The organism is Curtobacterium sp. KBS0715 (assembly GCF_005938005.2).
In the GTDB taxonomy this organism is placed as follows: domain Bacteria; phylum Actinomycetota; class Actinomycetes; order Actinomycetales; family Microbacteriaceae; genus Curtobacterium; species Curtobacterium flaccumfaciens.
Genome location: NZ_VCCA02000001.1, coordinates 3013768 through 3037651 on the forward strand (window position 1 = coordinate 3013768; position 23884 = coordinate 3037651).

At 70.4% G+C, this 23884-nt stretch carries 23 protein-coding genes and 1 tRNA gene; 7 read left to right on the plus strand and 17 right to left on the minus strand.

The window, feature by feature from the left end; all coding sequences use genetic code 11:
- The first annotated feature begins 15 nt into the window (after nucleotides 1–15).
- Nucleotides 16–885, plus strand: a complete 870-nt coding sequence (locus FFG40_RS17385; protein ID WP_138803727.1) for an RDD family protein — start codon at nucleotides 16–18, stop codon at nucleotides 883–885.
- Between the two features lie 145 nt (nucleotides 886–1030).
- Here FFG40_RS17385 and ahcY read toward each other — a convergent pair whose 3' ends face one another.
- Nucleotides 1031–2509, minus strand: coding sequence for an adenosylhomocysteinase (gene ahcY / locus FFG40_RS14270; protein ID WP_138803728.1), 1479 nt, complete (start codon nucleotides 2507–2509; stop codon nucleotides 1031–1033).
- 308 nt (nucleotides 2510–2817) lie between these two features.
- Here ahcY and FFG40_RS14275 point away from each other — a divergent pair, with 308 nt between their 5' ends.
- The gene (locus FFG40_RS14275; protein WP_395876464.1) at nucleotides 2818–3063 is read left to right on the plus strand and encodes a hypothetical protein; all 246 of its coding nucleotides are present in this window, start codon (nucleotides 2818–2820) and stop codon (nucleotides 3061–3063) included.
- A 7-nt stretch (nucleotides 3064–3070) separates the two neighbouring features.
- On the plus strand, nucleotides 3071–4924 hold the full coding sequence (locus FFG40_RS14280) for an ABC transporter ATP-binding protein (protein ID WP_138803795.1): 1854 nt from the start codon (nucleotides 3071–3073) through the stop codon (nucleotides 4922–4924).
- A 47-nt stretch (nucleotides 4925–4971) separates the two neighbouring features.
- Here the strand turns inward: FFG40_RS14280 and FFG40_RS14285 are convergent, their stop codons facing one another.
- The 16 genes from FFG40_RS14285 to FFG40_RS14360 form a co-directional block, all read right to left on the minus strand.
- Complete coding sequence (locus FFG40_RS14285) at nucleotides 4972–6486, minus strand: NAD-dependent succinate-semialdehyde dehydrogenase (RefSeq protein WP_395876467.1); 1515 nt, start codon at nucleotides 6484–6486, stop codon at nucleotides 4972–4974.
- On the minus strand, nucleotides 6483–7103 hold the full coding sequence (locus tag FFG40_RS14290) for an isochorismatase family protein (RefSeq protein ID WP_185974194.1): 621 nt from the start codon (nucleotides 7101–7103) through the stop codon (nucleotides 6483–6485). Before FFG40_RS14290 ends, FFG40_RS14285 begins: the two co-directional genes overlap by 4 nt.
- 23 nt (nucleotides 7104–7126) lie before the next feature.
- Nucleotides 7127–8635, minus strand: coding sequence for a D-alanyl-D-alanine carboxypeptidase/D-alanyl-D-alanine-endopeptidase (gene dacB, locus FFG40_RS14295; RefSeq protein ID WP_138803796.1), 1509 nt, complete (start codon nucleotides 8633–8635; stop codon nucleotides 7127–7129).
- A gap of 73 nt (nucleotides 8636–8708) precedes the next feature.
- Nucleotides 8709–9704 carry a Gfo/Idh/MocA family protein gene (locus FFG40_RS14300; RefSeq protein WP_138803797.1) on the minus strand — a complete coding sequence of 332 codons (996 nt, stop codon included), beginning with the start codon at nucleotides 9702–9704 and terminating at the stop codon, nucleotides 8709–8711.
- A 65-nt stretch (nucleotides 9705–9769) separates the two neighbouring features.
- Complete coding sequence (locus tag FFG40_RS14305) at nucleotides 9770–10210, minus strand: BLUF domain-containing protein (protein WP_051596899.1); 441 nt, start codon at nucleotides 10208–10210, stop codon at nucleotides 9770–9772.
- A 189-nt stretch (nucleotides 10211–10399) separates the two neighbouring features.
- On the minus strand, nucleotides 10400–11197 hold the full coding sequence (locus FFG40_RS14310) for a glycoside hydrolase family 16 protein (protein WP_138803798.1): 798 nt from the start codon (nucleotides 11195–11197) through the stop codon (nucleotides 10400–10402).
- Nucleotides 11198–11377: 180 nt separating this feature from the next.
- Nucleotides 11378–11450 (minus strand) — tRNA-Thr (locus FFG40_RS14315).
- A 44-nt stretch (nucleotides 11451–11494) separates the two neighbouring features.
- Nucleotides 11495–12130, minus strand: coding sequence for a TetR/AcrR family transcriptional regulator (locus tag FFG40_RS14320; protein ID WP_138803799.1), 636 nt, complete (start codon nucleotides 12128–12130; stop codon nucleotides 11495–11497).
- 24 nt (nucleotides 12131–12154) lie between these two features.
- Entirely contained in the window at nucleotides 12155–13297 is a 1143-nt protein-coding gene (locus FFG40_RS14325) for a DNA polymerase III subunit delta' (protein WP_138803800.1), read from the minus strand.
- 25 nt (nucleotides 13298–13322) lie between these two features.
- Nucleotides 13323–13958 (minus strand): dTMP kinase, encoded by a 636-nt coding sequence (tmk, locus tag FFG40_RS14330; protein WP_111056144.1) that lies wholly within the window; start codon nucleotides 13956–13958, stop codon nucleotides 13323–13325.
- Nucleotides 13955–16774 (minus strand): type I DNA topoisomerase, encoded by a 2820-nt coding sequence (topA, locus tag FFG40_RS14335; RefSeq protein ID WP_138803801.1) that lies wholly within the window; start codon nucleotides 16772–16774, stop codon nucleotides 13955–13957. The genes tmk and topA overlap by 4 nt, the downstream gene beginning before the upstream one ends.
- Nucleotides 16750–17229: a hypothetical protein gene (locus tag FFG40_RS14340; RefSeq protein ID WP_138803802.1), complete on the minus strand. Its 480-nt coding sequence runs from the start codon at nucleotides 17227–17229 to the stop codon at nucleotides 16750–16752. The genes topA and FFG40_RS14340 overlap by 25 nt, the downstream gene beginning before the upstream one ends.
- 1 nt (nucleotide 17230) lies before the next feature.
- The gene (locus FFG40_RS14345) at nucleotides 17231–17536 is read right to left on the minus strand and encodes a TadE family type IV pilus minor pilin (RefSeq protein ID WP_185974195.1); all 306 of its coding nucleotides are present in this window, start codon (nucleotides 17534–17536) and stop codon (nucleotides 17231–17233) included.
- 10 nt (nucleotides 17537–17546) lie between these two features.
- Complete coding sequence (locus FFG40_RS14350; protein ID WP_138804028.1) at nucleotides 17547–17744, minus strand: DUF4244 domain-containing protein; 198 nt, start codon at nucleotides 17742–17744, stop codon at nucleotides 17547–17549.
- 126 nt (nucleotides 17745–17870) lie between these two features.
- Nucleotides 17871–18704, minus strand: a complete 834-nt coding sequence (locus FFG40_RS14355; RefSeq protein ID WP_185974197.1) for a type II secretion system F family protein — start codon at nucleotides 18702–18704, stop codon at nucleotides 17871–17873.
- Nucleotides 18701–19351 (minus strand): ATPase, T2SS/T4P/T4SS family, encoded by a 651-nt coding sequence (locus FFG40_RS14360; RefSeq protein WP_313900871.1) that lies wholly within the window; start codon nucleotides 19349–19351, stop codon nucleotides 18701–18703. Before FFG40_RS14360 ends, FFG40_RS14355 begins: the two co-directional genes overlap by 4 nt.
- Between FFG40_RS14360 and FFG40_RS14365 the strand changes: the two genes are divergently transcribed.
- From FFG40_RS14365 to FFG40_RS14380, 4 genes are all read left to right on the plus strand, one after another.
- A complete protein-coding gene (locus tag FFG40_RS14365) occupies nucleotides 19333–20949 on the plus strand; it encodes a recombinase family protein (RefSeq protein ID WP_138803805.1) in 1617 nt (538 codons plus the stop codon). The two genes, FFG40_RS14360 and FFG40_RS14365, sit on opposite strands and share 19 nt — an antisense overlap.
- Before the next feature lie 183 nt (nucleotides 20950–21132).
- Nucleotides 21133–22434, plus strand: coding sequence for a hypothetical protein (locus FFG40_RS14370; protein WP_138803806.1), 1302 nt, complete (start codon nucleotides 21133–21135; stop codon nucleotides 22432–22434).
- Nucleotides 22435–22531: 97 nt separating this feature from the next.
- Nucleotides 22532–22933 carry a hypothetical protein gene (locus FFG40_RS14375; protein ID WP_138803807.1) on the plus strand — a complete coding sequence of 134 codons (402 nt, stop codon included), beginning with the start codon at nucleotides 22532–22534 and terminating at the stop codon, nucleotides 22931–22933.
- Nucleotides 22930–23700: a hypothetical protein gene (locus FFG40_RS14380; RefSeq protein WP_138803808.1), complete on the plus strand. Its 771-nt coding sequence runs from the start codon at nucleotides 22930–22932 to the stop codon at nucleotides 23698–23700. Before FFG40_RS14375 ends, FFG40_RS14380 begins: the two co-directional genes overlap by 4 nt.
- Nucleotides 23701–23884 lie beyond the last annotated feature (184 nt).

Genomic DNA, 23884 nt, shown 5'->3' on the forward strand with positions numbered 1-23884 from the left:
CGACAGAATGATCCCATGCCGAAGCCCCGCACGCCGCGTGACCTCGCCGACACCCGGTTCTCGCGCGACCTCGACGAGACCGCCGACGAGCTGGTGGTGGGCGAGGGCGTCGCGCTCGACGTCCAGCCCGCCGGACTCGTGCTGCGGCTCGCGGCCGCGCTGCTGGACGGCCTGTGCGTCCTCGTCCTGTTCGTGCTCGCGCTCTTCGGTGTCTCGCGGCTCTGGCCCAGGGGCATCGACCCGGCCTGGGGCGCAGCGCTCGGCATCGTGCTGCTCGTCGTCGTGCTGGTGCTGGTGCCCGCGGCGGTCGAGACCGTGACGAAGGGACGGAGCGTCGGACGGTTCGCCACCGGCACCCGGGTCGTCCGGCTCGACGGCGGCGCGATCGGGTTCCGGCACGCCTTCACCCGAGCGCTCGTCGGCCTGTTCGAGCTCTGGATGACGTTCGGCTCGGTCGCCCTGCTCGTCGCGCTGTTCGGTAGTCGGCCTCGGCGCCTCGGAGACCTGCTCGCCGGCACGATCGTGCAGCACGAGCGGCTGCCGAAGCAGCGGGACCCCGAGGTGCTGCTGCCTCCGGAACTGACGGCATGGGCCGTCGTCGCGGACGTCTCGGCGCTGCCGCAGCGGTTGGAGAACCGTCTCGGTGCGTTCTTCCGCGGGGCTGCTCTGATGCGCCCCGAGCTGCGCGAGGCTGCGGCGCAGACCCTGGCGGCCGAGGTGTCCGCGTTCGCGCACCCCGTGCCGCCCGTCCCGCCGGAGGTCTTCCTGGCCGGGGTCGTCGTGCTGCGGCGCCGACGGGACGTCCGGGCGCTGGGGGCCCGCGCAGAACTGCTCACCGCCGCGGGGGCGACGGCGGCGGCGCCCCCGCCGGGCTTCCCGCGCTGACGCGCGGCGCGCGGCGCCGGCGCGCGGCGCCGGCGCGCGGCGCCGGCGCGGCTCGCAAAACACCGGTGTTCGCGCGCTGAACACCCGCGCGCAGGGGTTCAACGTGCGAACACCGGTGTCTTGCGGAAGCGCAGGAACGCCGCGCTCAGTAGCGGTAGTGGTCCGGCTTGAAGGGACCCTCGACGGGGACGCCGATGTACGCCGCCTGCTCCGGACGCAGGGACGTCAGCTGCACCCCGAGGGCGTCGAGGTGCAGCCGCGCGACCTTCTCGTCCAGGTGCTTCGGCAGCACGTACACGCCGGTCGGGTACTCCTCGCGCCGGGTGTGCAGCTCGATCTGCGCCAGCACCTGGTTCGTGAACGAGTTGCTCATCACGAACGACGGGTGCCCGGTCGCGTTGCCGAGGTTCATGAGCCGCCCCTCGGACAGCACCAGGATCGACCGCCCGGTCGGCAGCCGCCACTCGTGCACCTGCGGCTTGATCTCGACCTTCGAGACGCCGGGCAGCGCCTCGAGCCCGGCCATGTCGATCTCGTTGTCGAAGTGCCCCACGTTCGCGACGATCGCCAGGTGCTTCAGCCCGAGCATCTCGTCGACCCCGACGACGCCCAGGTTGCCGGTGCACGTGATGACCATGTCGACGGTGTCGACGACGTCCGCCAGGCGCGCGACCTGGTAGCCGTCCATCGCCGCCTGCAGCGCGCAGATCGGGTCGACCTCGCTGACGATGACCCGGGCGCCCTGCCCGCGGAGCGCCTCGGCCGCACCCTTGCCGACGTCGCCGTAGCCGACGACGAAGGCGACCTTGCCGCCGATGAGCACGTCGGTGGCGCGGTTCAAGCCGTCGGGCAGCGAGTGCCGGATGCCGTACTTGTTGTCGAACTTCGACTTCGTCACGGAGTCGTTGACGTTGATCGCCGGGAACTTCAGCTCGCCGTTCCGGAACAGCTCGTACAGGCGGTGCACACCCGTGGTGGTCTCCTCGGTGACGCCCTGGACGTCGGCCGCGATGCGGGTCCAGCGGTCCGACGACGTCTCGAGCGACCGCGCGACGGTGTCGAGCACGATCTTCCACTCGGTGCTCGCGTCCGGCTCGGCGACCGGAGCGGCGCCGGCCGCCTCGGCGTCGGCACCGGTGTGCACGAGCATCGTGGCGTCGCCGCCGTCGTCCAGGATCAGGTTCGGCCCGGTCCAGTCGGCGCCGGCCGCGGCGGCCTCGTCGCTCCAGTCGAAGATGCGGCTGGTGCACCACCAGTACTCCTCGAGCGTCTCGCCCTTCCACGCGAACACCGGGACACCGGCGGGGGCGTCCGGGGTGCCGGTGGGTCCGACGGCGACGGCGGCGGCGGCCTCGTCCTGGGTGGAGAAGATGTTGCAGCTGGCCCATCGCACCTGCGCGCCGAGGGCGACGAGCGTCTCGATGAGCACCGCGGTCTGCACCGTCATGTGCAGGGACCCGGCGATGCGCGCGCCGGCGAGCGGTTGCGACGCCGCGAACTCGTCACGCAGGGACATCAGGCCCGGCATCTCGTTCTCGGCGAGGCGGATCTGGTGCCGGCCCGGCTCGGCGAGGGACAGGTCGGCGACGCGGAACGCAGCAGCGGTGCGGGTTTCGGTGGGCATGCCCACAGTCTTCCATGCCGGGAGGCGCGGATCACCGGCCGATCCGGGTCACGTCCCACGGGCCTCCCGTCCGACCACCGCGGCACGTCGCGGACGCGAGCCGTCAGTCGGCGTCGCGCGGCAGCGGCTCCCCCCCCCCCCCCCCCCCCCCCCCCCGCAACACGCCGTCGTGTCAGCGGGACGCCGCATGCCCTCCGAGACGCCGCCGGATTCGGCGGCGTCTCGCGCGCGTGGCGGCGTCGATCGAAGACGCCGGCGTCTGCGCACCCGATGCAGCGCGGCGAGACGCCGTCAACGTAGGTTGACGGATGTCGGTGCGTCAATGTAGGTTGACAGGCGTGGACCGACCGACCATCACGAGCCTCGCGGCCGGAGCATCGGGGGACGACCCGTTCTCCGCCCTCGCCAACGTGCGGGAACTGCGCCGTGAGCTCGACCGGACCGAAGAGCTCGCCGCGCGACGTGCACGCACCGCCGGCGCCTCGTGGCAGGAGATCGCGACGCTGCTCGGTGTCAGCCGACAGGCAGTGCACAAGAAGTACGGCAGAAACTAGGAACACGATGAGCTTCCCCTTCGCACGCCCGAAGACCTCCGACGGCCCCCGCGCCACGTTCGGTCGCCTGCTGTCCTACCTGTTCGAGAACAAACCCGCGATGGTCGTGATCATCGTGCTGAGCGTCCTCGGTGCGGGGGCCTCGCTTGCGCAGCCGCTCCTGGTCAACCAGGTCATCACCGCGGTGCAGCAGGGCAACACCCTCAGCACGCTCGTGTGGCTGCTGGTCGGGCTCGTCATCGTCGCGGGGGTGCTGAACGGCGTCCAGCACTTCCTGCTGCAGCGCGCGGGCGAGGGCGTCGTGCTCTCCACCCGCCGCAAGCTCATCGCCCGCATCCTCAACCTGCCGATCTCGGAGTTCGACACCCGCCGGACCGGTGACCTGGTGTCCCGCGTCGGCAGCGACACCACGCTCCTGCGGGCCGTCCTGACCCAGGGACTGATCGAGTCGATCGGCGGCGCGCTCACGTTCGTCGGCGCCATCGTCGCGATGGCGATCATCGACCCGCTGCTGCTCGGCATCGTGGTCGTCATCGTCCTGATCGCCATCGTCGTCGTCGGCGGGCTGAGCCGTCGCATCCGGGTGGCCTCCAAGCGTGCGCAGGAGAAGGTCGGCGACCTCACCGCCGCCGTCGAACGCGGGATCGGCGCGGTCCGCACCATCCGAGCGGCCGGCGCCACCGAGCGCGAGGTTCGCGAGGTCGACGGCCACGCGACCGAGGCCTACAAGCGGGGCCTCGACATCGCCAAGATGTCCGCCTTCGTCGTCCCCGTCGCCAGCATCGTCATGCAGGTCGCGTTCATCGCCGTCCTGGGCGTCGGCGGGGCACAGGTCGCGGCCGGCACCATCACCATCGCGACGCTCATCACGTTCATCCTGCTGCTCTTCATGATGATCATGCCGCTCGGCCAGGCGATGGGCGCGGCCGTGGCCGTCGCCCAGGCACTCGGCGCGCTCGGCCGGATCGAGGAGATCCTGCACCTGCCGACCGAGTCCCAGGACGACGAGTCGGTCCGACCCGCCGCAGCGGTCGCCACCGACGACGCCATCGCGTTCGAGCACGTGTCGTTCCGCTACCGCGCTCAGGCGGACGCCTCGGGTGCCGACGGCGCGGTCGCGTCCGACCCCGCGGACCGCCCAGGAGGCCCGGATCACGTCGACGACGAGCGACCGGCCGACGACGTGGTGCTCCATGACGTGTCGTTCCGGGTGCCCCGCGGCTCGCGCGTCGCACTCGTGGGCCCGTCCGGTGCCGGCAAGTCGACGACCCTGGCGCTCATCGAGCGGTTCTACGACCCCACCGACGGCGTCATCCGCCTGGGTGGCATCGACGTCCGCGGGATGGACCGCGACGAGCTCCGTGCCCAGATCGGCTACGTCGAGCAGGACGCCCCCGTGCTCGCCGGCACGATCCGCGCCAACCTGCTGCTCGGGTCGCCGAACGCCACCGAGGACGACTGCGTCCGGGTGCTCGAGGCGGTCAACCTCGGCGAGGTCCTGCACCGCGATCCCCGCGGTCTCGACGCGCAGGTCGGTGAGGACGGCGTGATGCTCTCCGGTGGGGAACGGCAGCGCCTGGCCATCGCCCGCGCGCTGCTCGCCGCTCCCCCGATCCTGCTGCTCGACGAGTCGACGTCGTCACTCGACGGGGTCAACGAGCAGAAGATGCGGCTCGCGATCGACGCCGTCGCCGAGGACCGCACGCTGCTCGTGATCGCGCACCGGTTGTCGACGGTGGTCGACTCCGACGTGATCGTCGTGCTCGAGCACGGCCGCGTCGTCGGCAGCGGCACGCACTCCGAGCTCGTGGAGTCGACGCCGCTCTACCGCGACCTGGCGAAGCACCAGCTGCTCGTGTGAGTCCGGGGACGGCCGCGTGCACCGCGGCCGTACCCGGCGACTCGGGCTCAGGCTGCGAACGGGTCCGGCGTCAGCACGTAGACGGTCTCGAGGTACTCCTCGATGCCCTCGTGCGATCCCTCGCGGCCGAGGCCCGAGGACTTCACGCCGCCGAACGGGAACGCCGCGTTGGACACGACGCCCGTGTTCAGCCCGAGCATGCCCGTCTCCAGACGCTCAGCGAGTCGCTGGCCGCGCCGGAAGTCGGTCGTGAAGGCGTAGGCGATGAGTCCGTACTCGGTGTCGTTCGCGAGCCGGATCCCCTCGTCCTCGGTGCTGAAGCGCGTCACCGAGGCGACCGGTCCGAAGATCTCCGTCGTCATGATCTCCGAGCCGGGCTGCACGTCGTCGATCACCGTCGCCTCGTAGAAGGTGCCCAGGCGGTCGATCCGGTGGCCGCCGGTGACGAGCCGGGCACCGCGGCCGAGGGCGTCGTCGACGAGCGACGCGGCCTTGTCCACGGCCCGGTCGTCGATGAGCGGTCCGAGCGTCGTGCCGTCCTCGGTTCCCCGGCCGACGCGCAGGGCGTCCACCTTCGCGGTGAGGGCCGCGACGAACGCGTCGGCGATGCCGTCCTGCACGAAGAACCGGTTCGCAGCGGTGCAGGCCTCGCCCGTGTTGCGGAACTTCGCGAGCATGGCCGCGTCCACCGCCGCGTCGAGGTCCGCGTCGTCGAACACGAGCAGCGGGGCGTTGCCGCCGAGTTCCATGCTCGTCTTGAGCACGTTGTCCGCCGCCTGCTTGAGGAGCGCCGAACCGACCGGGGTCGAACCGGTGAACGTCAGCTTGCGCAGGCGCGGGTCGGCGATGATCGGCTCCGACAGCCCCTTGGCGTCACTCGACGGGATCACGTTGAGCACACCGTCCGGCAGCCCGGCACGGCGGAACAGCTCGACCAGGAACAGGGTCGTCAGCGGGGTGAGGTCGGCCGGCTTCGCGACCACCGTGCAACCAGCGGCCAAGGCCGGTCCGATCTTCCGGGTCGCCATCGCGAGCGGGAAGTTCCACGGTGTGATCGCGTAGACGGGGCCGACCGGACGCTTCAGCACGATCGCGCGGCCGGTGCCCTCGGGGTTCGTGCGGTAGTCGCCGGTGATGCGGACCGCTTCCTCCGAGAACCACCGCAGGAACTCGCCGCCGTAGACGACCTCGCCGCGGGCCTCGGCCAGCGGCTTGCCCATCTCGAGCGACATCAGGGCCGCGAGGTCGTCGGCGTGCTCGTGCACCAGGTCGAAGGCCCGGCGCAGGATGTCCGACCGGGTGCGCGGGGCCGTGGCTGCCCAGGACTCCTGCGCGGTGGCCGCGGCGTCGAGGGCGGCGATGCCGTCCTCGGGGGTGGCGTCGGCGACCTCGGCCAGGACGGCTCCGGTCGACGGGTCGTGCACGGCGAACGTGGACCCGCTCGACGAGGCACGCCAGGTGCCCCCGATGAAGAGTCCGGTGGGGACGCCCTCGACGCGGACGTGTTCGTCGGCGACGGTGGTGGTGGTGGTGGTGGTTTCGTTCGTGGTGGTGTCGGTCACAGTCGTGCTCCTCCTGGGTTCGCGAGGCCTTCGTCCATGTCGCTGCGGTCGACGTGTCCGCCGGCCGCCCGGATCTCGTCGAGCGCCCGGGCGCTGCGCTCGGCGTCGACGCCGGCCACCAGGTCCTCGTACACGGCGACGTCGAGGCCCGCGGCACGGGCGTCGAGCGCCGAGGCACGGACGCAGTGGTCGGTCGCGATGCCGACGACGTCGATCGTGTGCACGCGGCGCTCGGCGAGCACCTCGGCCAGCGGGACGCCCGCCTCGGTCCGGGCCTGGAACGCCGAGTAGTCCGGCGTCCCCTGCCCCTTGAGGACGTCGACGTCGATCAGTGCGGTGTCGAGATCGGGGTGGTAATCGGCGCCGGGTGTGCCGGCGACGCAGTGCACAGGCCACGTGTCGACGAAGTCGGGTCCGTCGGGTCCGGCGAAGTGTCCGCCGTTGTCGTCGTCGCCGTGGTGCCAGTCGCGGGACGCCACGATCAGGTCGTACTCGTCCCCGTGCCGACCGAGGAACGCGGTGATGCGCTTCGCGAGCGCCGCTCCCCCGGTGACCGCGAGCGCACCGCCCTCGGTGAAGTCGTTCTGGACGTCCACGACGAGCAGTGCTCTTGCCATGGGTCCATCCAACACCCGTCGGCTCAGGAGCCGGTGAGCTTGCTCCCGCAGGAGTAGGTCGCGGCGGTCACCGCGTCGAGTGCCGGCAGTGCCGCTGCACGCGGCGAACCGATGGCGTAGAAGGCGAAGGTCAGCCGCGACCCGTCGGCGGCGTCGATGTAGCCGCCGAGGGTGTTCGCGCTGTCGATCCAACCCGTCTTCGCGTGCACCTTGCCACGGGCGACCGCGTTCGCGCCGGTGAACCGGCTCGCGAGGGTGCCGGACTGACCGGACACCGGCAGGGCGTTCGCGAGCGTCCCGAGGCCCTTCGCTCCGGAGGCGACCTGCACCATCAGGTGGGCGACGAACTCCGGCGACACGGCGTTCGAGGCGCTCTCGCCCGAGCCGTCCTTGATCACGATGCCGGCCGGGTCGAGGCCGTAGGAGCGCAGTGCCGACTGGTACACGGACGACAGGGACGCCGCCGAGCCGTTCGACCCGGACTCCTTCGAGGACACCCGGGCGAGCATCTCGGCCAGGGTGTTGTCCGAGTTCGGGATCATCTGCCCGATGAGCGTCGACACCGGCTGCGAGGACACCGTGGCGATCGTCTCGGTGCCCGTCGTCGCCCGCTTGACGATCTGCGCGGAACCGGCGCCCGCGACGCCCGCGTTCGCCAGTGCCGTGCGGAAGGCGACGCCCGCGCGTCCGACCGGGTCCTCCGACCGCGGTGACGTCGCCGCTGCGGGGTTCGCTCGGTCGCCGTCGACCATCAGCGCGGTGACCTCCGGCTGGTACCCGATGGTGCGCTCGGAGACCGGCCACGTGGGGTCCCAGGCGTCGGCATCGCTCCAGTAGGAGTCGTCGGTGACGATCGTGGTGACCGGGGTGGCACCCACCTTCGCCTTCACCTGCTGCGCGAGCTGGGCGAGGGTCGGGGCGCCCGGGTACACGGTGCCGCCGCCGGCGGACAGCGTCGCGTCGCCGTGCCCGACCAGGGCGACGGTGTTCGCGGACTCCCGTGTGACGGTCGTCGGGATGCGGTGGTCGCCCCCGAGCACGGAGAGCGCGGTCGCCGAGGTCAGGGTCTTCATGACGCTGCCCGTCTGGGCGGCCCGCTCGCCGTGCTTCGAGAACAGGACCTTGCCCGTCTCGGCGTCCATCACGTACCCCTCGAAGTCGCCGAGGCCGCTCGCCGACGCAGCCGTCGCGATCGAGCAGGTCCGCAGCGCAGACGGGCCGGCGAGGTCGTCCGGCACCGCACGGGCGTCGGCGGTCGGCGTCGGGGACGGCTTCGCCGTCGGGCGCTTCGTGGTGGTCGCCCGGTCCGGAGCCGAGGACGCGGTCCGGGTCGAGCTCGGCGCGGCAGACCGGGAGTCGGGGGTCGTGGCCGCTGCGACGGCGACGGCACCACCGGAGCCGACCACGAGCAGCGCCGCGAGACCACCCGCGATCCAGGGGACCGGGCGTCGTGCGGCGGAGGCGCGCGCCGCGGTGACGGCGGCGCGGAACCGCTCCGGGACGGAACGCGGGGTGGGCTGCTGCTCGGACATCGTGACCGATCCTACGGAACTGCGGCAGGAGCCTCCAGGCCGGGGACGGGATCCGTCGAGGACGGGCGCCGGATCAGGGAGCCGTGACGGGACCGTCGGCGGGGTACCGGACCCCGACCTGGCGACGTGCCTCGTCCAGCACCGCCATGATCGCGACGGTCTCGTCCGGGTCCATCGGGCCGCCGTCGTGGCGGCCCGACGTGATCATCGTCTCGAAAGCTCGGGCCTCGTGCTCGTAGCCGGCGAGTTCCTCGCGACCGTCGAACTCCTCGACCACGGCACCGTCGCGGTCGCGGATCCGCCAGGTGGTCGGCGTGTACCAGGTGGAGTCGAGGTCGATGCGGCCGGTCTCACCGATGATCGACGCCGTGTTCGGGCTCCGCAGGTCCATCCCGAAGTGGATCATCGACTGCGCGCCGCCCGCGTGCGTCATGACCAGGCCCATCTGCTCGTCGACGCCCTGCTCGCTCAGCGTGCCCGCTGCGACGAGCGCGGTCGGCACGCCGAGCACGTCCACCGCGAAGGACACCGGGTAGATCCCGAGGTCGAGCATCGCTCCCCCACCGAGTGCCGGGTCGCGCAAACGGTGGTCGGGGTCCGTCGGGAGGGCCTGGTGGTGGGTCGCCTCGACCACCATCGGGCGACCGATCCGACCCTCGGCGACGATCTCGCGGATCATCGCCATCTGCGGCAGGAAGCGGGTCCACATCGCCTCCATCACCGCGACGCCCGCGTGCCGAGCGGCGTCGACGACCGTCCGGGCCTCCGCCGCGGTCATCGTGAAGGCCTTCTCGACCAGGACGTGCTTGCCCGCCCGGATCGCGAGCAGGGCGTCCTCGGCGTGCCGGACGTGCGGGGTCGCGACGTAGACCGCGTCGATGCGCTCGTCCGCCACCAGGTCCTCGTAGGAACCGTGGGCCCGCTCGATGCCGAACTCCGCGGCGAAGGCCTCGGCGTGTTCGCGGGTGCGGCTGCCCACGGCGGTGAACACGATACCGGCCGCGGAGCAGTCACCCACGAAGGAGCGTGCGATGCCGCCCGTGCCGATGACTCCCCAGCGAACCGTCATGAGTCCTGTCTACCAGCGCGGGGTGGGGTGTGGCGGCGCGGCAGCGGCGGGGGCAGCTCGGGTCGTCAGCGGCGGTGCTTGCCGAGCGCGGCGTCCGGGGCGGCCATCGGGTGGTTCCGGAACCAGCGCAGGAGCTCACGGGCACGGCTCGTGTCGGCGCTCGCATCGCCCTCGGCGAGGAACGAGTCGAAGCCGTCGGGCAGGTCGGCGTCCGGCTCGCGGTGGAACGCCATCTTCCACTCGCCGAAACGCCGGGTGTGGATGCGCTCCTCGACGAGCAGGCCGACGTCGGTGTGCCGCGGGTCGTCGATGATGCGCTGGTACGTCTCGAGCACAGCAGCCTCGGGACCCTCGAGCAGCTGCATGAACCGGCCGTCCTTGTAGACGAGCAGACCGGACAGACCGGACGCGGTGTTGCGGACCCGTGCGTGCTCGAGCAGTGCGTCGAGCCGCTCCTGGTCGAACACCTCGTTCGCCGCGCTCATGTAGACCAGGGACAGCAGCATGACGACCTCTCGGTGACGACGGAACGGGTTCGTCTCTCATCGTGGCCCGAGCGGGCCCCGACGGGCAGCCCCAGAACGGGGATCGTTCCCGCCCGCGCACCCGCGTCGAGGTTCGGGTCATCGACGCGAGCACACGGGTGTCGGGTCGTACGACCGGACTGATTCGGAGCCCCCGTCCGGGGGGATTGGTCACTCCGCGTCGTAGGTGCGGACCCAGTCGATCTGCACGTGCCCCGGGTCGCCCCAGTTGCCGACCTGGAACATGTAGCGGTGCGGGGTGGTGGGCACGTTGCGCGGCACCGTGAACACGAGCTTTCCGTCGAGGTAGTAGCGGATGATCTTCCCGGGCACCCACTCGGTCGTGTAAGTGTGCCAGTCCTTCCAGGCCACCCGGGTGTTGTAGTGCTCGGATCGGCGCTCGAGGCCCTGCAGCATCGAGTGGTGGAAGACACGCGGCGACCCCGCGAACTGCCCCTCCGGGTAGTTCAGTTCGCCGTCGGCCCAGGCGTTCGACGTCGGCCAGAGCATGACCGCGATCCCGTTGCCGTCTCCGCCGGTCGCCCGCGCGCGGATGCTGAAGGTGCCACCGACGTGTGACCAGGCGCCGGTGGGCGTGCCGAACGTTCCGGCAGCACCGTGCTCCCCGTCCATCGCGACGTCCAGGTAGCCGTCGTGGGCGCTGATGAGCTTGTCCGAGTAGTACTTGCCACCGGTGCCGTCGGGGTACGGCTGCCACGAGTTCCGGTACGTCTCGGCGAAGGGGCCGCCGGCGGCGGCGGGGGTGTCGAAGTCCTCGGAGAAGGTCGGCTCGCGGTCGGCCAGGTACGCGGGGCCGGCCGCGGACGCCGTCGGGGTCGCGGACGGACCGGTGCTCGGCGACGAGGTCGACGCGGACGTCGCGCCGGACTCGGGCACGGCTGCCGCGGTCACTGCGAGAGCTCCGGCGGTGGCGGCGACCACGACGATGACGAGGACTCGCTTCAGCACGGCGTCACCGCCGGTGGAGCGCTGGGCTGGTGGTCGGTCATCGTGTCCCCCGTATCGCGGACAAGGCTAGCCCGCGGACACGCCCGACGTCTGCCCCTCGGGCGAGGGACACGGCTTTCGTCCGGAATACGAAAACCCCGGTCAGAGCCACTTCGCGTGGGCCTGCCGGGGTGTTCACGGAGCCGCCTGTCGGAATCGAACCGACGACCTATTCATTACGAGTGAATCGCTCTACCGACTGAGCTAAGGCGGCGCACACTCCATGTCCGGAGTGGCACGAGCAATGACTATACAGGTTCAGACGAGTGAACGCGAAACCAGCACGCCGAGCTCGGAGAAGGACCGTTCGAGCTCGTCCACCAGGTGTGTCCCTGCTTCGGAACCCGACCACTCCCACCATGCGTGGCGCAGGGCGGCGAGGGCGACGATGGCCGCGAGACCCGCGCGACGACGGAGTGCCTCGGGGTCCGCGGCGAGCTCCGGGTCGGCGTGCTCGAGACGCCGTGCGACGGCCGCCTGCAGCTCCGCCTGGAACTCCTTCATGGACGCCATCCGACGGCTGAACAGCTCCGGGTTCGCGCGGAGGACCTGCTGCCGCTCCTCGATGAGCCCGCGCTCCTCGATCAGTTCGCGCGTGGAGTGCACGAGCAGCGTGCCGATGTCCGCGAGCAGGTCCCCGCTCGGGCCACCGTCGACGAACGCCTGCAACGCCGCGTCGTCGGGCAGCTGCGGGTCGTCCCCGAGGATCGCCTGCTCCTTGCTCGGGAAGTAGTTGAAGAACGTCCGGGGCGAGACGTCGGCCCGCCGGGAGATCTCGTCCACCGTGACCGCGCCGAGGCCGTCCTCGATGGCGATCCGGAGCGCGGCCTGCTGGATGGCGCGCCGGGTGGCGCGGCGCTTCCGTTCGCGCAGGCCGGGTTCAGCGTCGGGCATGCCGTGATTGTCGCACGCCGTGCCTCAGCGGCGGGCGCGGGCGATGGTGACGAGCAGTGCTTCGAGCGCCAGGAGTGCCGCCACGTTTGCCGCGATGCGCTGGCGCGCCAGGGCGACGGCGTCGAGGACCTCGAGCGCGGCAGCGGGCGGTGTCGTCGGCAGCGCGTGCTCGAGCTGGTCTCGCATGGCCAGGTTGACCGGTTCCGCCGGGGCTCCGAGCCCCAGCAGGAGCAGGTCGCGGTACAGCGAGGAGACGTCCACCAGGATCCGGTCGAGGCCATCGCGCAGGCTGCGGGTCGCACGGCGTTTCTGATCGTCCTCGAGGGCGCGGAGCTGCGACCGGAGCGCCGGCGGGATCGTCCCGCCGGGTTCGACCCCGAGCGAGCGCAGGGCCGCGTCGCGCTCTTCGGAGTCCCGCTGCTCGGTGATGGACTTGGCGTCTTCGTCGGCGACGGCGAGGAGCTCGGCGGCCGCCATGACGGCGTCACCCACGCTCCGCACACCGAGCACGGTCGTCAGGGTCCGGCGGCGGCGGTCACGTGCGGGCTCGCTCGTGGCCAGGCGCTGCGCCATGCCGATGTGGCTCTGCGCCTGACGAGCAGCGTCCATCGCGAGGGCGCGGTCCACACCGGTGCGGGCGACGAGCAGGTCGGCGACGGACTCGATGCCGGGCACACGCAGACGGACCGAGCGGACGCGCGACCGGATCGTCGGCAACAGGTCGGCTTCACTCGGGGCGCAGAGGATCCAGACCGTGCGCTCCGGGGGTTCCTCGAGCGCCTTGAGCAGCAGGTTCGAGGTGCGCTCGGTCATGCGGTCGGCATCCTCGATGATGACGACGCGGTACCGCCCGACCGACGGCGAGTAGTACGACGAGGTGACGAGCTGCCGGATCTCGTCGATCGTGATGATCACCCGTTGGGTGGTGAGCACCGAGACGTCGGGGTGGGTCTTCGCGGTGATCTGCCGCAGGGTGTGGTCGTCGTCGGGGCTGTTGCCCACGAGCGCCGCGGCGAAGGCGGTCGCCACGTTCGACCGACCCGACCCGGGCGGGCCGGTGATGAGCCACGAGTGCGTCATGCCACCGGTGCCGTCGGTCGACTCGGCCGCGTTGCGCAGCGACGCGACCGCTTCTTCCTGCCCGGTCAGGCCGTCCCACACGCTCACGGGACCATCCTGTCAGTGACCACCGTCATGCCGGGTCGATCCCGACGAGCGGGGCGACCGCTCGACGGACCGCGTCCTGCACGGCGTCGGTCGGGTCCGAGGCATCGACCACCAGGAAGCGCGCCGGCTCGGCCTCGGCCATCTCGAGGAAGGCCTGACGGACGGACTCGTGGAACGCCGCAGCCTCGGACTCGAGGCGGTCGAAGGTGTCCCCTCTTGCTGCTGCCACCCGGGCACGTCCGACGGTGACGTCGAGGTCGAGCAGGATCGTGAGGTCCGGTGCCAGACCGTCCGCTGCCCACTCCGAGACGGAGCGGACCTGCTCGGCGCCGAGCCCGCGCGCGACACCCTGGTAGGCGACGGACGAGTCGATGTAGCGGTCCTGCAGGACGACCTCGCCACGGGCGATCGCCGGACGGACGACCGTCTCGACGTGCTGGGCACGGTCGGCCGCGTACAGCAGCGCCTCGGCCCGGGGAGCGACGTGGCCCCGCTCGTGCAGGACCATCTGCCGGATCTGGACGCCGAGGTCCGTTCCGCCGGGTTCACGGGTGCGCACCACGGTCCGGCCGTGCGCACCGAGCCACGCCGAGAGCAGCTCCGCCTGGGTCGTCTTGCCCGCGCCGTCGCCGCCCTCGAGCGTGATGAAGCGACCGGTCACTTCTTCTTGGCCGCCGTCCGACGAGCCGGGGTCTTCTTCTTGACCGGCCCCTTGGCACGCTTGTCGGCGATGAGCTGCACCGCGCGGGCGTGGTCGACCGCCTCGACGTCCTCGCCCTTCGGGATGGTCGCGTTCGTCTCACCGTCGGTGACGTACGGGCCGAACCGGCCGTCCTTCATCTTGATCGGCTTGCCGGACACCGGGTCGGCGTCGAACTCCTTGAGCGCGGCGCTCGCGGTGCGGTTGCCGCCGTACTTCGGCTGCGCGAACAGCTCGAGTGCACCGGGCAGGTCGATGTCGAAGATCGCGTCCTCGCCGGGCAGGGTTCGGGTGTCGGTCCCCTTCTTCAGGTACGGCCCGTACCGGCCGTTCTGCGCCGTGATGTCGTTGCCCGTCTCCGGGTCCTGGCCCACGACGCGGGGAAGGTCGAGGAGCTTCAGCGCGGTCTCGAGGTCGACGGTCTGCGGGTCCATCGACTTGAAGAGCGAGGCGGTGCGTTCCTTCGGCGCCGCGGCCTTCTTCGTCGTCTTCTTCGCGGGCGCCTTCTTGGCGGGGGCCTTCTTCGCCGTCGCCGTCTCGCTCGTCGCGGTCGCAGCAGCTGCCTCGGCCGCCGGGGCCTCTGCCGCTGGGGGTGCCTCGACGACCTCGCCGGTCTTCGGGTCCACGGTGGGTTCGGGCTCGGGGGTGCGCTCCGTGACGTAGGGACCGAAGCGGCCATCCTTCGCCAGGACCTCTTTTCCGGTCTCCGGGTTGATCCCGACGACGCGGTCGCCGATCACCGGGGCGTCGACGAGTTCCTTCGCCTTCTCGACGGTCAGTTCGTCGGGAGCGAGGTCCTCGGGGACGTTGACGCGCCGCGGCTTCCCGGGGTCGTCACTCGGCACCTCGATGTAGGGGCCGTACCTGCCGATCCGGAGCGTGAGGCCTGGAGCGAGCTCGACCGAGTTGATCTCGCGGGCGTCGATCTCACCGAGGTTGTCGATGACGGTCCGCAGGCCGCGCTGGTCGTCGTCGCCGCCACCGAAGTAGAAGCCCTTGAGCCAGTCCACCCGGTCGGCGTCGCCGCGGGCGATGCGGTCGAGGTCTTCTTCCATCTCGGCGGTGAAGTCGTACTCCACGAGCTCGCCGAAGTACTCCTCGAGCAGGCGCACCACGCTGAACGCGATCCAGTTCGGCACCAGCTGCGTGCCGCGGAGCGAGACGTAGCCGCGGTCGATGATCGTCGGGCTGATCGTGGGGTAGGTCGACGGACGCCCGATCCCCAGCTCTTCCAGCGTCTTGATGAGGCTCGCCTCGGTGAAGCGCGGCGGCGGGGTGGTGTCGTGCCCCTTCGCCTCGACGTCGGTGACCGCGAGGTGTTCGCCCTGGGCCACGTTCGGCAGGGCGACGTCCTGACCGGCACGCTCGGAGGACTCGTGGCGGTCCTCGTCACGGCCTTCTTCGTAGGCGCTGAGGAAGCCGCGGAACGTGATGACGGTGCCGGAGGCGGTGAACTCGGCGTCGGTACCGTTCGCGGTCGAGGCGATCCCCTCGACCGACTCGGTGGAGGAGATGCCGAGCACGATCGACGCGGTCGAACCCTTGGCGTCCGCCATCTGGGACGCGATGGTGCGCTTCCAGATGAGGTCGTAGAGGCGCCACTCCACACCGGTCAGGGTTCCCTGCAGGTCCTGCGGGGTGCGGAAGGAGTCGCCGGCGGGGCGGATCGCCTCGTGCGCCTCTTGCGCGTTCTTGCTCTTGCTCGCGTAGAGCCGCGGCTTGTCGGGCACGGTGGCCGAACCGTACAGGTCGGCTGCCTGCTTGCGAGCGGCGTCGATGGCCTGCTTCGAGAGCGAGACCGAGTCGGTACGGATGTAGGTGATGTAACCGTTCTCGTACAGGGTCTGCGCAGCACGAGCGGTCTGTCGCGGGGACAGACGGAGCTTGCGCGCGGCTTCCTGCTGGAGCGTCGAGGTGGTGAACGGGGCGGCCGGGCGTCGCGTGTACGGCTTCGAGTCGACGCTGCGGACGGTGGCGTCACCGGCGCGCTCGAGGACCGTCGTCAGCGACGCGGCAGCGGCCTGGTCGAGCCGGACGACGTCACCGCTGAGCGTGCCGCGGTCGTCGAAGTCACGACCGGAGGCGACACGGGTGCCGTGGATCCGGGCGAGTCGCGCGGAGAAGGAGGACTCGCCGGCCTTCTCGAACCGGGCGGAGAGGTCCCAGTAGTTGGCGGAGACGAAGGCCAGGCGTTCGCGCTCACGGTCGACGACGAGACGGGTGGCGGCGGACTGCACACGGCCGGCGGACAGACCGGGGGCGACCTTGCGCCACAGGACCGGGGAGACCTCGTACCCGTAGAGACGGTCGAGGATCCGGCGGGTCTCCTGCGCGTCGACGAGGGCGGTGTCGAGCTCACGGGTGGCTTCCTGCGCGCGCTGGATCGCCTCCTTCGTGATCTCGTGGAAGACCATCCGCTTGACGGGGACCTTCGGCTTCAGGACCTGCAGCAGGTGCCACGCGATCGCTTCACCCTCGCGGTCTTCATCTGTTGCGAGGTAGAGCTCGTCGGCGTCCTTGAGGGCGCGCTTCAGCTCGGAGACGGTCTTCTTCTTGGCGTCGGACACGACGTAGTACGGCTCGAAGCCGTTGTCGACGTCCACCGAGAACTTGCCGAGGGAGCCCTTCTTGAGCTCGGCCGGCAGGTTCTTCGGCTCGACGAGGTCGCGGATGTGTCCGACCGAGGCCTGGACTTCGTATCCGTCACCGAGGTATTGCGCGATCGTCTTCGCCTTCGCAGGGCTCTCGACGATCACGAGCTTCTTCGTGCCTGGCACGTGTCTCCTTGATCGATGGTGCTGATCGGCCCTGTCCACGAGCGTGTCCGGGTCGACCGGGACATCGGTGACCGCGGGCCGACAGGCACACCATACACATAGTGTTCGGGCGGGTCGCCTGCCGGACCGGCCACCGCGAGTGCGCCGACGACGAACGGACCGGTGCCCACGACCACGCGGACCCGGGCCGTGGTGGCGACGAGTTCGCAGGCGTCGAGGGTGGCCCCGTTCGCCGTGGCGATCCGGGTGGCGAGGGCGCAGGGCGCCCCCGGTACCAGTCCGGTGGCGGCAGCCGCGGTGCCCACGGCGGCGGCGTCGGCAGCGCCCTGGGCGCGGATGGCCTGTGTCCGGTGACCAGCTGCGGCGAGCGCCGACGACCCGACGAGGACTCCCACGCCGAGGACCGCCACGAGCAGCACGGTCGCCGAGCCGCGCTGGCCGTCGGCACTCGTCACGTCAGCCCCCTCGGGCCACGGCGCACCCCGTCGCGGCCAGTGGGAGCGCCGCGAAGGGTCCGGTCCCGCCGCGCGTGGCGTCGACGCAGACCAGGTCACCGTCCGACCGGACGACGAGCGAGACCTCCGGAGCGATCCGGTCGGCCGCGGACCGACCCTGGCTCTCGTCGTCGCGCCCGATCGCCCGGGCGGCGGTGGCTGCGGCGAGTTGCAGGCGGCCCTGCGCGTCGACGACGAGGACCGCCGCGACCAGGGCGGTCAGCACGAGCGCCACCACCGGGAGCGCCACCGCGAACTCGACGGTCACTGAGCCGCGCTCACAGCGAGAGCGCGCCACGGACGAGGTCGGTGAGGATGGTCTGGACCTCGCCGGAGCGCATGACGGCGACGAGCACACCGGCGAAGGCCACGGCGGCGAGGATGACGACCGCGTACTCGGCGGTGGCCGATCCCCGGTCGTCCCGCAGTCGGGACCACCACCGGGCGACGGGGGGACGCGGGTGACTCTGGCGGATGGCCCGACTGGTGCGGCGGTCGGGGGATGACGTGGTGCTCACGGTGTCCGTCCTTTCTGTTCGGTGGGACCAGCGTGTCCGGGATGGGGTGTCGGCGAGGGGGTCCCGGTGGCATCTGTGGAGAGCTCACGCGGTACCGCCCACCGTGGAGGAGAGGACCCCCACCACCACGGGCACCACCCCCACGAGCACGAACGCCGGCAGGACGCAGACCCCGAGTGGCAGCACCAGCCGGACGGCCAGTCGTTCCGCCGCCACGAGCCCGTCGGCAGCGGCCTCGTCGCGCACGTCCTCGGCGGCGCGGCGGAGCAACCCTGCGGCGGGGACCCCGGCCCGCCGTGCGAGGTCGAGGACGTCGCGCAGGCGGTCCAGGTCGCCAGCGGGCGCGGCGGCCCCCGCGGACGCCTCGGCGACGGCTTGCCCGGCGGTGGTCCACGACCCGCCTCCGGCGACCGCCACGGCCCAGGCGTCGAGGAGCACCCCGGGGACGCGGCCGTCGGGCGTCGCGGAACGGACCAGCCGGGCGGTCCACCTCCGACCGGCCAGGACGAGGGCCGCCGCGGTGCACGAGCACGCCCAACCGGCCGGTGAACCGACCAGGACCTCGACGGCGCCGGCACCCCAGGCCGCACCGAGGCCCAGCCCGAAGAGCGGCAGCGCGAGCACGACCCGGGCGCTCGTCCGCGGACCGGCCAGGGCGACCCGGATCGCGCGGTCCGAGGCGGCGGCGCGTCGGAGCGCGCCGGCGAGCCCGCGGAGGGTCTCCGCGACGGGCGCTCCCGTCCGGTCCGCCACGCGGAGGACGACGACGATGTCCTGCTGGGCGGGTCCCCCGGCCCCGGGCAGTCCGCCGACGAGCCGCCAGGCGCGCGGCGGCGGGACCCCCGCCGCGACCAGCGTCGCCACCCGGTCGAGTACCCCGGCCACCCGCGCCGGGCCGTCGGGTGTGGGTCGGCTCACCGCAGCCCGTCCACCGGGCGCACCTCGAGCCTCCCGTCCGGGCCGACGCACAACGTGCCCACGCCGCCGAGCCGCCGCTGTCCTGCTCGTCGCTCCACGTGCAGGACCAGGTCGAAGGCGCTGACGGCCTGCCGGGCGAGCGCCTCGGCGCCGAGGCCGGCGAGTGCGCCGAGTGCTTCGAGGCGAGCGGCCACGTCGGCGATGCCGTTGGCGTGCACGGTGCCGGCTCCTCCGTCGTGCCCGGTGTTCAGGGCGGAGAGGAGTTCGCGGACCTCGGCGCCGCGGCACTCCCCCACGACGATCCGGTCGGGCCGCATCCGCAGCGCCTCGCGCACGAGCCGGTCGAGGCCGAGCGCACCGACCCCCTCGGCGTTCGCCTGCCGCGCCTCGAGCGCGACGACGTGCGGGTGGGCGATCCGGAGCTCGGCGACGTCCTCCACCGTCACGATGCGCTCGTCGACGGGGACGTTCCCGAGCATCGCCGCGAGCAGGGTGGTCTTGCCGCTGCCGGTCGCACCGGTGACCAGCACGTTCCGGCGGGCGGCGACGGTGTCCTCGACGACCGACCGCGGGACGAACGCGAAGGCCCCACCGCGCTCGAGGGCGGCGAGGGAGGGTCGCTGGACCTGTGGCAGCCGGATCGACACGGCGGTGCCGCCGACGGACACCGGAGCAAGGACGACGTGGACCCGGACGCCGTCGCCGTGCCGGACGTCCGCGCACGGGGTGGTCTCGTCGAAACCGTAAAATTGACACTATGGAAGAACGTCAGACGGCCGCGAGCGCCCGGAAGGGTCTCCCGGCCGCAATCTACGCCCGAATCAGCCGCGACAAGGCCGGAGCAGGGCTCGGTGTGGACCGTCAGGAGGCGGACTGCAGGGCTCTTGCAGAACGCCTCGGCTGGGACGTGGTGGCGGTCTTCGTGGACAACGACATCAGCGCTTACGACCGCCGCAAGGTGCGTCCGGAGTACCGATCGATGCTCGAAGCGGTGAGGACCGGACAGGTTCGCGGGGTAGTGGCCTGGCACCCCGACCGGCTTCACCGCCGGGCAGCCGAACTCGAGGAGTTCATCACCGTGGCCGAAGCGCACAGCCTCGAGATTCAGACCGTCCAGACAGGTTCGTACGACCTCGCGACCTCATCGGGACGCATGGTCGCTCGCATGCTCGGAGCAGCGGCGCAGCACGAAGTGGACCACAGCCGAGAGCGGGTGCAGCGCGCCAAGGAGCAGGCAGCCGCGAGCGGGAAGTACCGCGGTGGCATCCGCCCCTTCGGCTTCGAGAAGGACGGCGTGACGATCCGCGAGTCCGAGGCTCAGGTCATCCGCGACGCGACGAAGGCCGTGCTCGCAGGACGCACTCTCGCCGCGCTGACGCGCGAGCTCAACGAGCGCGGTGTCCAGACTTCTGGACGCTCCGAGACGTGGAAGTACGGCGCTCTGCGGGACATGCTGATCCGCCCTCGGAATGCCGGCCTGCTGGCCCGTGGTCTACCCGGCAAGAAGGGACAGTTCTACGAGTTCGAGGTGCTGGGACCCGCCTCGTGGCCCGCGATCGTGTCCGAGGACGAGTGGCGCGCCCTCGTGGGGCTCGTCACGGACCCCTCGCGCCGCCTGACGCCCTCCAACGAGACGAAGTGGCTCGGGTCAGGCATCTATCGCTGCGGAGTCCCTGTCGTGGATGAGCGCGGCCAGGAGCACCCGTGCGGAGGCACGCTCCGGGCAACCCCGCACGGCGGCACGTACGCCCGCCAGTACGAGCGCCGCTACCTGTACCGCTGCACGGAATCAGCCCACCTCACCGTCGGCCAGAAGCAGACCGACGACTACGTGCGCGGCGTCGTCGCCGAAATCGTGCGGGATCCACGGATCGTCGCCGCGATGAGTCCCGGTACGCCAGACCTCGCCGCCGACCGCGAGAAGCGCACCGTCCTCTCCGCTCGCCTGGAAGCGTTCGAGACGGACTACGCACTCGGGAACATCACCGGCGCCCAGCTCGCCAAGGCCACCGCCACCGTAGAAGCCGAACTCGCGAAGGTGGACGCCCGGCTCGCGAAGGGCCTCAGCCGGTCCGCGTCGTCGTCCGTGCTGCGCGCTCCCGACCCGGGACAGGCATTCCTCGACGCCCCGATCGACGTGCAGCGCGCTGTCCTCGCCTCTGTGCTCCGCGTCGAAGTCCTTCCTGCGTTCACCCGCGGCTCGAAGTGGAGCGCCGAGCGCCTGAGGATGTCTCCGATCGGCTAGGTTGACCTCTACCTTCGGTACTGCTCGTACCGAGCTTCCCACTGCCGCGAGGACTGAGCCAGAGCGACGATGACCACTGATTACAAGCCCGGCCGTGTACTGAACGAGAGGAAGCGGCCCCGAACGCTTCTATGGACAGACAGGCCTTCCCGGTTCTCTTGGCTCGAGCCCCTGGTTGGCACCTTGAGGAAGATTGACTATCTCTCCGAGGTGGATCTGAACGAGTGGGATCTACTGGTCACTGACCAGCAGTTTGCCGAGTGGGGGCAGGACCGCAACGGATTCCGCTCTACCGTGCTGCGAAGGGCGATTCCAGCGTCCATGTACGTGTTCGGCGTGCTCACCTACGACGCGACACTTCTACAAGGTCAGCCACTCGACTTCGCCAATACCACTGGCTCGAATCAACCACTCAAATGGGTCGACGGTGCTCCAGTATCGGTACTCGAGCCAGCAGCAAACGTCGCCGGGCACCAAGTTCGTCGCGTAGACGGGCTGCCGGAGGCGTTACAGGACCTAGTTCAGTCAGATCTCCTCGCCGTGGTTGAGCAACGGGACTACCAGCACGGGTTCACGGAAGTTGTCTACGACAAGCGTCCTTCCGGGTTGAAGCGGCTACGCCCCTTTTTGATCGGTCCGCAAGATTTGATCCTCGCGGGAAGCTATGAACGGATCGATGGGGGCTCGGCATGGATCATCCCCGGCGATGTTTCGCAGCCAGAGGCGTGGTTCTCACAAGCGCTGCTCGAGTGGCATCGTCGTGAACCGGGAACGTTCCCCGCGGTGGCTCATTGGGAAGATGACGAGCTCTGGATGACAGGGACGGAGCGGAAACTGCACGCCGAAGTAGCGCAACTGCGAGACGCGTTTGAGCGAGCCCGCGTCGACTACGAGGCGAACGCGCTGCGGCTCACCGCTGAACTCGCCGGCGAACGAGAGGCGGCTCGCTCGGGTCGTAGAGCCCTCCTTACCGCTCAAGATGACGCGTTCCAGACCGCGGCGCTAGAAGCACTAACCGCGCTTGGTTTCGATGTCGAGGACATGGACGAGGTCTGGCCTGATCGAGAACGACGGGAGGACTTCCGAATCCGGGACGCGGACGATCCCAGTTGGATTGTGATCGGTGATGCCACAGGCGTGGCGAAGGGCGCGAAGGCTTCGAAGCTTCAGACGTTGGGGGGCTATGCGACCAAATTCGTCTTGCTCGAGCACCCTCCCGCCGCACCCGGCCAGTGGTTGATCGTCAACAGGCTGATCGACCGCGATCCAGACGTTCGCGGAGACGTCTTCCGAGAGGACGAACTGAAGGCACTCGCCGCTGTAGACGGTCTGGCTTTCGATTCGGCCGCACTATTTGTCCTCGCCGAATGGGCTGACGAGCATGCATCCGACCGGGCTCATTTGAGGTCTCACCTGCGTGGCCTGAAGGGTCAGCTGACTCTGCAGATGGCTCGTGATTGGATCACGGCGCAGAACGCGGCGTGAACAGTTGGAGCGCGCCCTCTCTCGAGGATGGCTGTGCCTTGAGCTAGATTGCGCACAGGACCATGGCAGCGTGCCCTGGTGAGACATGGAGACACGGATGCCTGTTTTCCCGAAAGACAACCTGTACGTGAACGTGAACGAGATTGCCGACCGCGAGGGACTGATTTGGGACGGCCAGTACGGCAGCCCCTACGACATCAACGACCTGATCCAGAAAGACCTTCGGGACGACAAGCCGAGTAGTGACCACGGTCACTTCGGGGCGCTTTTCGACCACACCAAGCGGTTCAAGCCACGCGGATCGGGAGCGAAGAAGCCGGTGATGGCAATCTCGTCGCCGTACGCCGACGAGGAAGAGGTCCGGCCGCTGGCCGCCGAGTTTGCCGAGCGCTTCGGCCTCGACTACCGCGTCAACGACCCTCGGGACCGGATCTACCAGGCGGAGGGGACTATCCCAGTAACCTTTTGGCGGCCTGACAAGCACGACTTCGTAGGGTGAACGAGGATCGGAAAGACCAGCTCGAAGACTGGTCGCAGGACATCGGAGGGGCGACCCTTGAGGCGCTAATGTCTCTCGTCCCGGGGGTCGGACCGTTCTTGGCGGTCTTCGCGAATCGCACTATGGGGTCGTCGTTCGAGCGTCGCACGAAGCAGATCCTTACGGAGATGCGCGACGACCTGATACGGCTCGAGGAGTCGGGACGGGCAACGTTCACAATGGACCTTGCAGAATCCGACGACTTCCAAGCGGCAATGCATCGGACCATCCGGCGTCTGCTAGAGAGTGGGTCCACCGAGAAGCGGAAGCTTCTCCGCAACGCGCTTTTAAACCGTGCCGCAGGCTTCGATGGGGCGGACGGGTTCGAGCGGGCGCTGGACTCCTGCGACGCGACTGACGTTCGCGTACTCGTCGCGCTCGAAGAAGAGACACGCTGGGAGGGAGCGCACAGGCGCAAGTACACGAGCCCACGACACAGCGTGCCGAAAGCCTTCGAACGGTGGGGAGTTCCGAAGCCAGATCTCCTAGTCACTCGGATCGCCCTGCTAGTAAGCCTCGGTCTCGTGGACGAGGACGAGAAGACGGAGATCAAGGAACGGAGACAGCCCTCCTTCCGGCGAGGCCCGAACGGTGAGCCGAAGGTGGAGCAGACCATTGAGACGCGAGTCAGCGTCACGGTCTCCGGCTTCGGCGAACGGTTCTTGGACTTCCTGAAGGACCCGCTTGAACCCGAGCAGACGTCGCCTGAGCCGCACCCCGCAAGCTGACCACGCGCGAAATCTGTCGATTTGCGGCGCTGTGCGCTCCGCTGGCGCGTCGAAAACGTGAGCCGGTCTCCCTGCCAGAACGCGGGGTGCGCAGCGCCGCAAAACGGCGGATTTCGGCACGCGAGCGAACCGCCCAAACCGCTAGAATGTAAACGAGGACGGTGCCTGCGCCTCGCATCCAGCA

Excerpts from the sequence above, each read along its gene's own strand:
- FFG40_RS14290 (WP_185974194.1), bottom strand. The coding sequence starts at position 7,103 with ATGGCAAGAGCACTGCTCGTCGTGGACGTCCAGAACGACTTCACCGAG.
- dacB (WP_138803796.1), bottom strand. The coding sequence starts at position 8,635 with ATGTCCGAGCAGCAGCCCACCCCGCGTTCCGTCCCGGAGCGGTTCCGC.
- FFG40_RS17385 (WP_138803727.1), top strand. The coding sequence starts at position 16 with ATGCCGAAGCCCCGCACGCCGCGTGACCTCGCCGACACCCGGTTCTCG.
- FFG40_RS14280 (WP_138803795.1), top strand. The coding sequence starts at position 3,071 with ATGAGCTTCCCCTTCGCACGCCCGAAGACCTCCGACGGCCCCCGCGCC.
- FFG40_RS14300 (WP_138803797.1), bottom strand. The coding sequence starts at position 9,704 with ATGACGGTTCGCTGGGGAGTCATCGGCACGGGCGGCATCGCACGCTCC.
- ahcY (WP_138803728.1), bottom strand. The coding sequence starts at position 2,509 with ATGCCCACCGAAACCCGCACCGCTGCTGCGTTCCGCGTCGCCGACCTG.
- FFG40_RS14305 (WP_051596899.1), bottom strand. The coding sequence starts at position 10,210 with ATGCTGCTGTCCCTGGTCTACATGAGCGCGGCGAACGAGGTGTTCGAC.
- FFG40_RS14375 (WP_138803807.1), top strand. The coding sequence starts at position 22,532 with ATGCCTGTTTTCCCGAAAGACAACCTGTACGTGAACGTGAACGAGATT.
- FFG40_RS14320 (WP_138803799.1), bottom strand. The coding sequence starts at position 12,130 with ATGCCCGACGCTGAACCCGGCCTGCGCGAACGGAAGCGCCGCGCCACC.
- FFG40_RS14275 (WP_395876464.1), top strand. The coding sequence starts at position 2,818 with ATGTCGGTGCGTCAATGTAGGTTGACAGGCGTGGACCGACCGACCATC.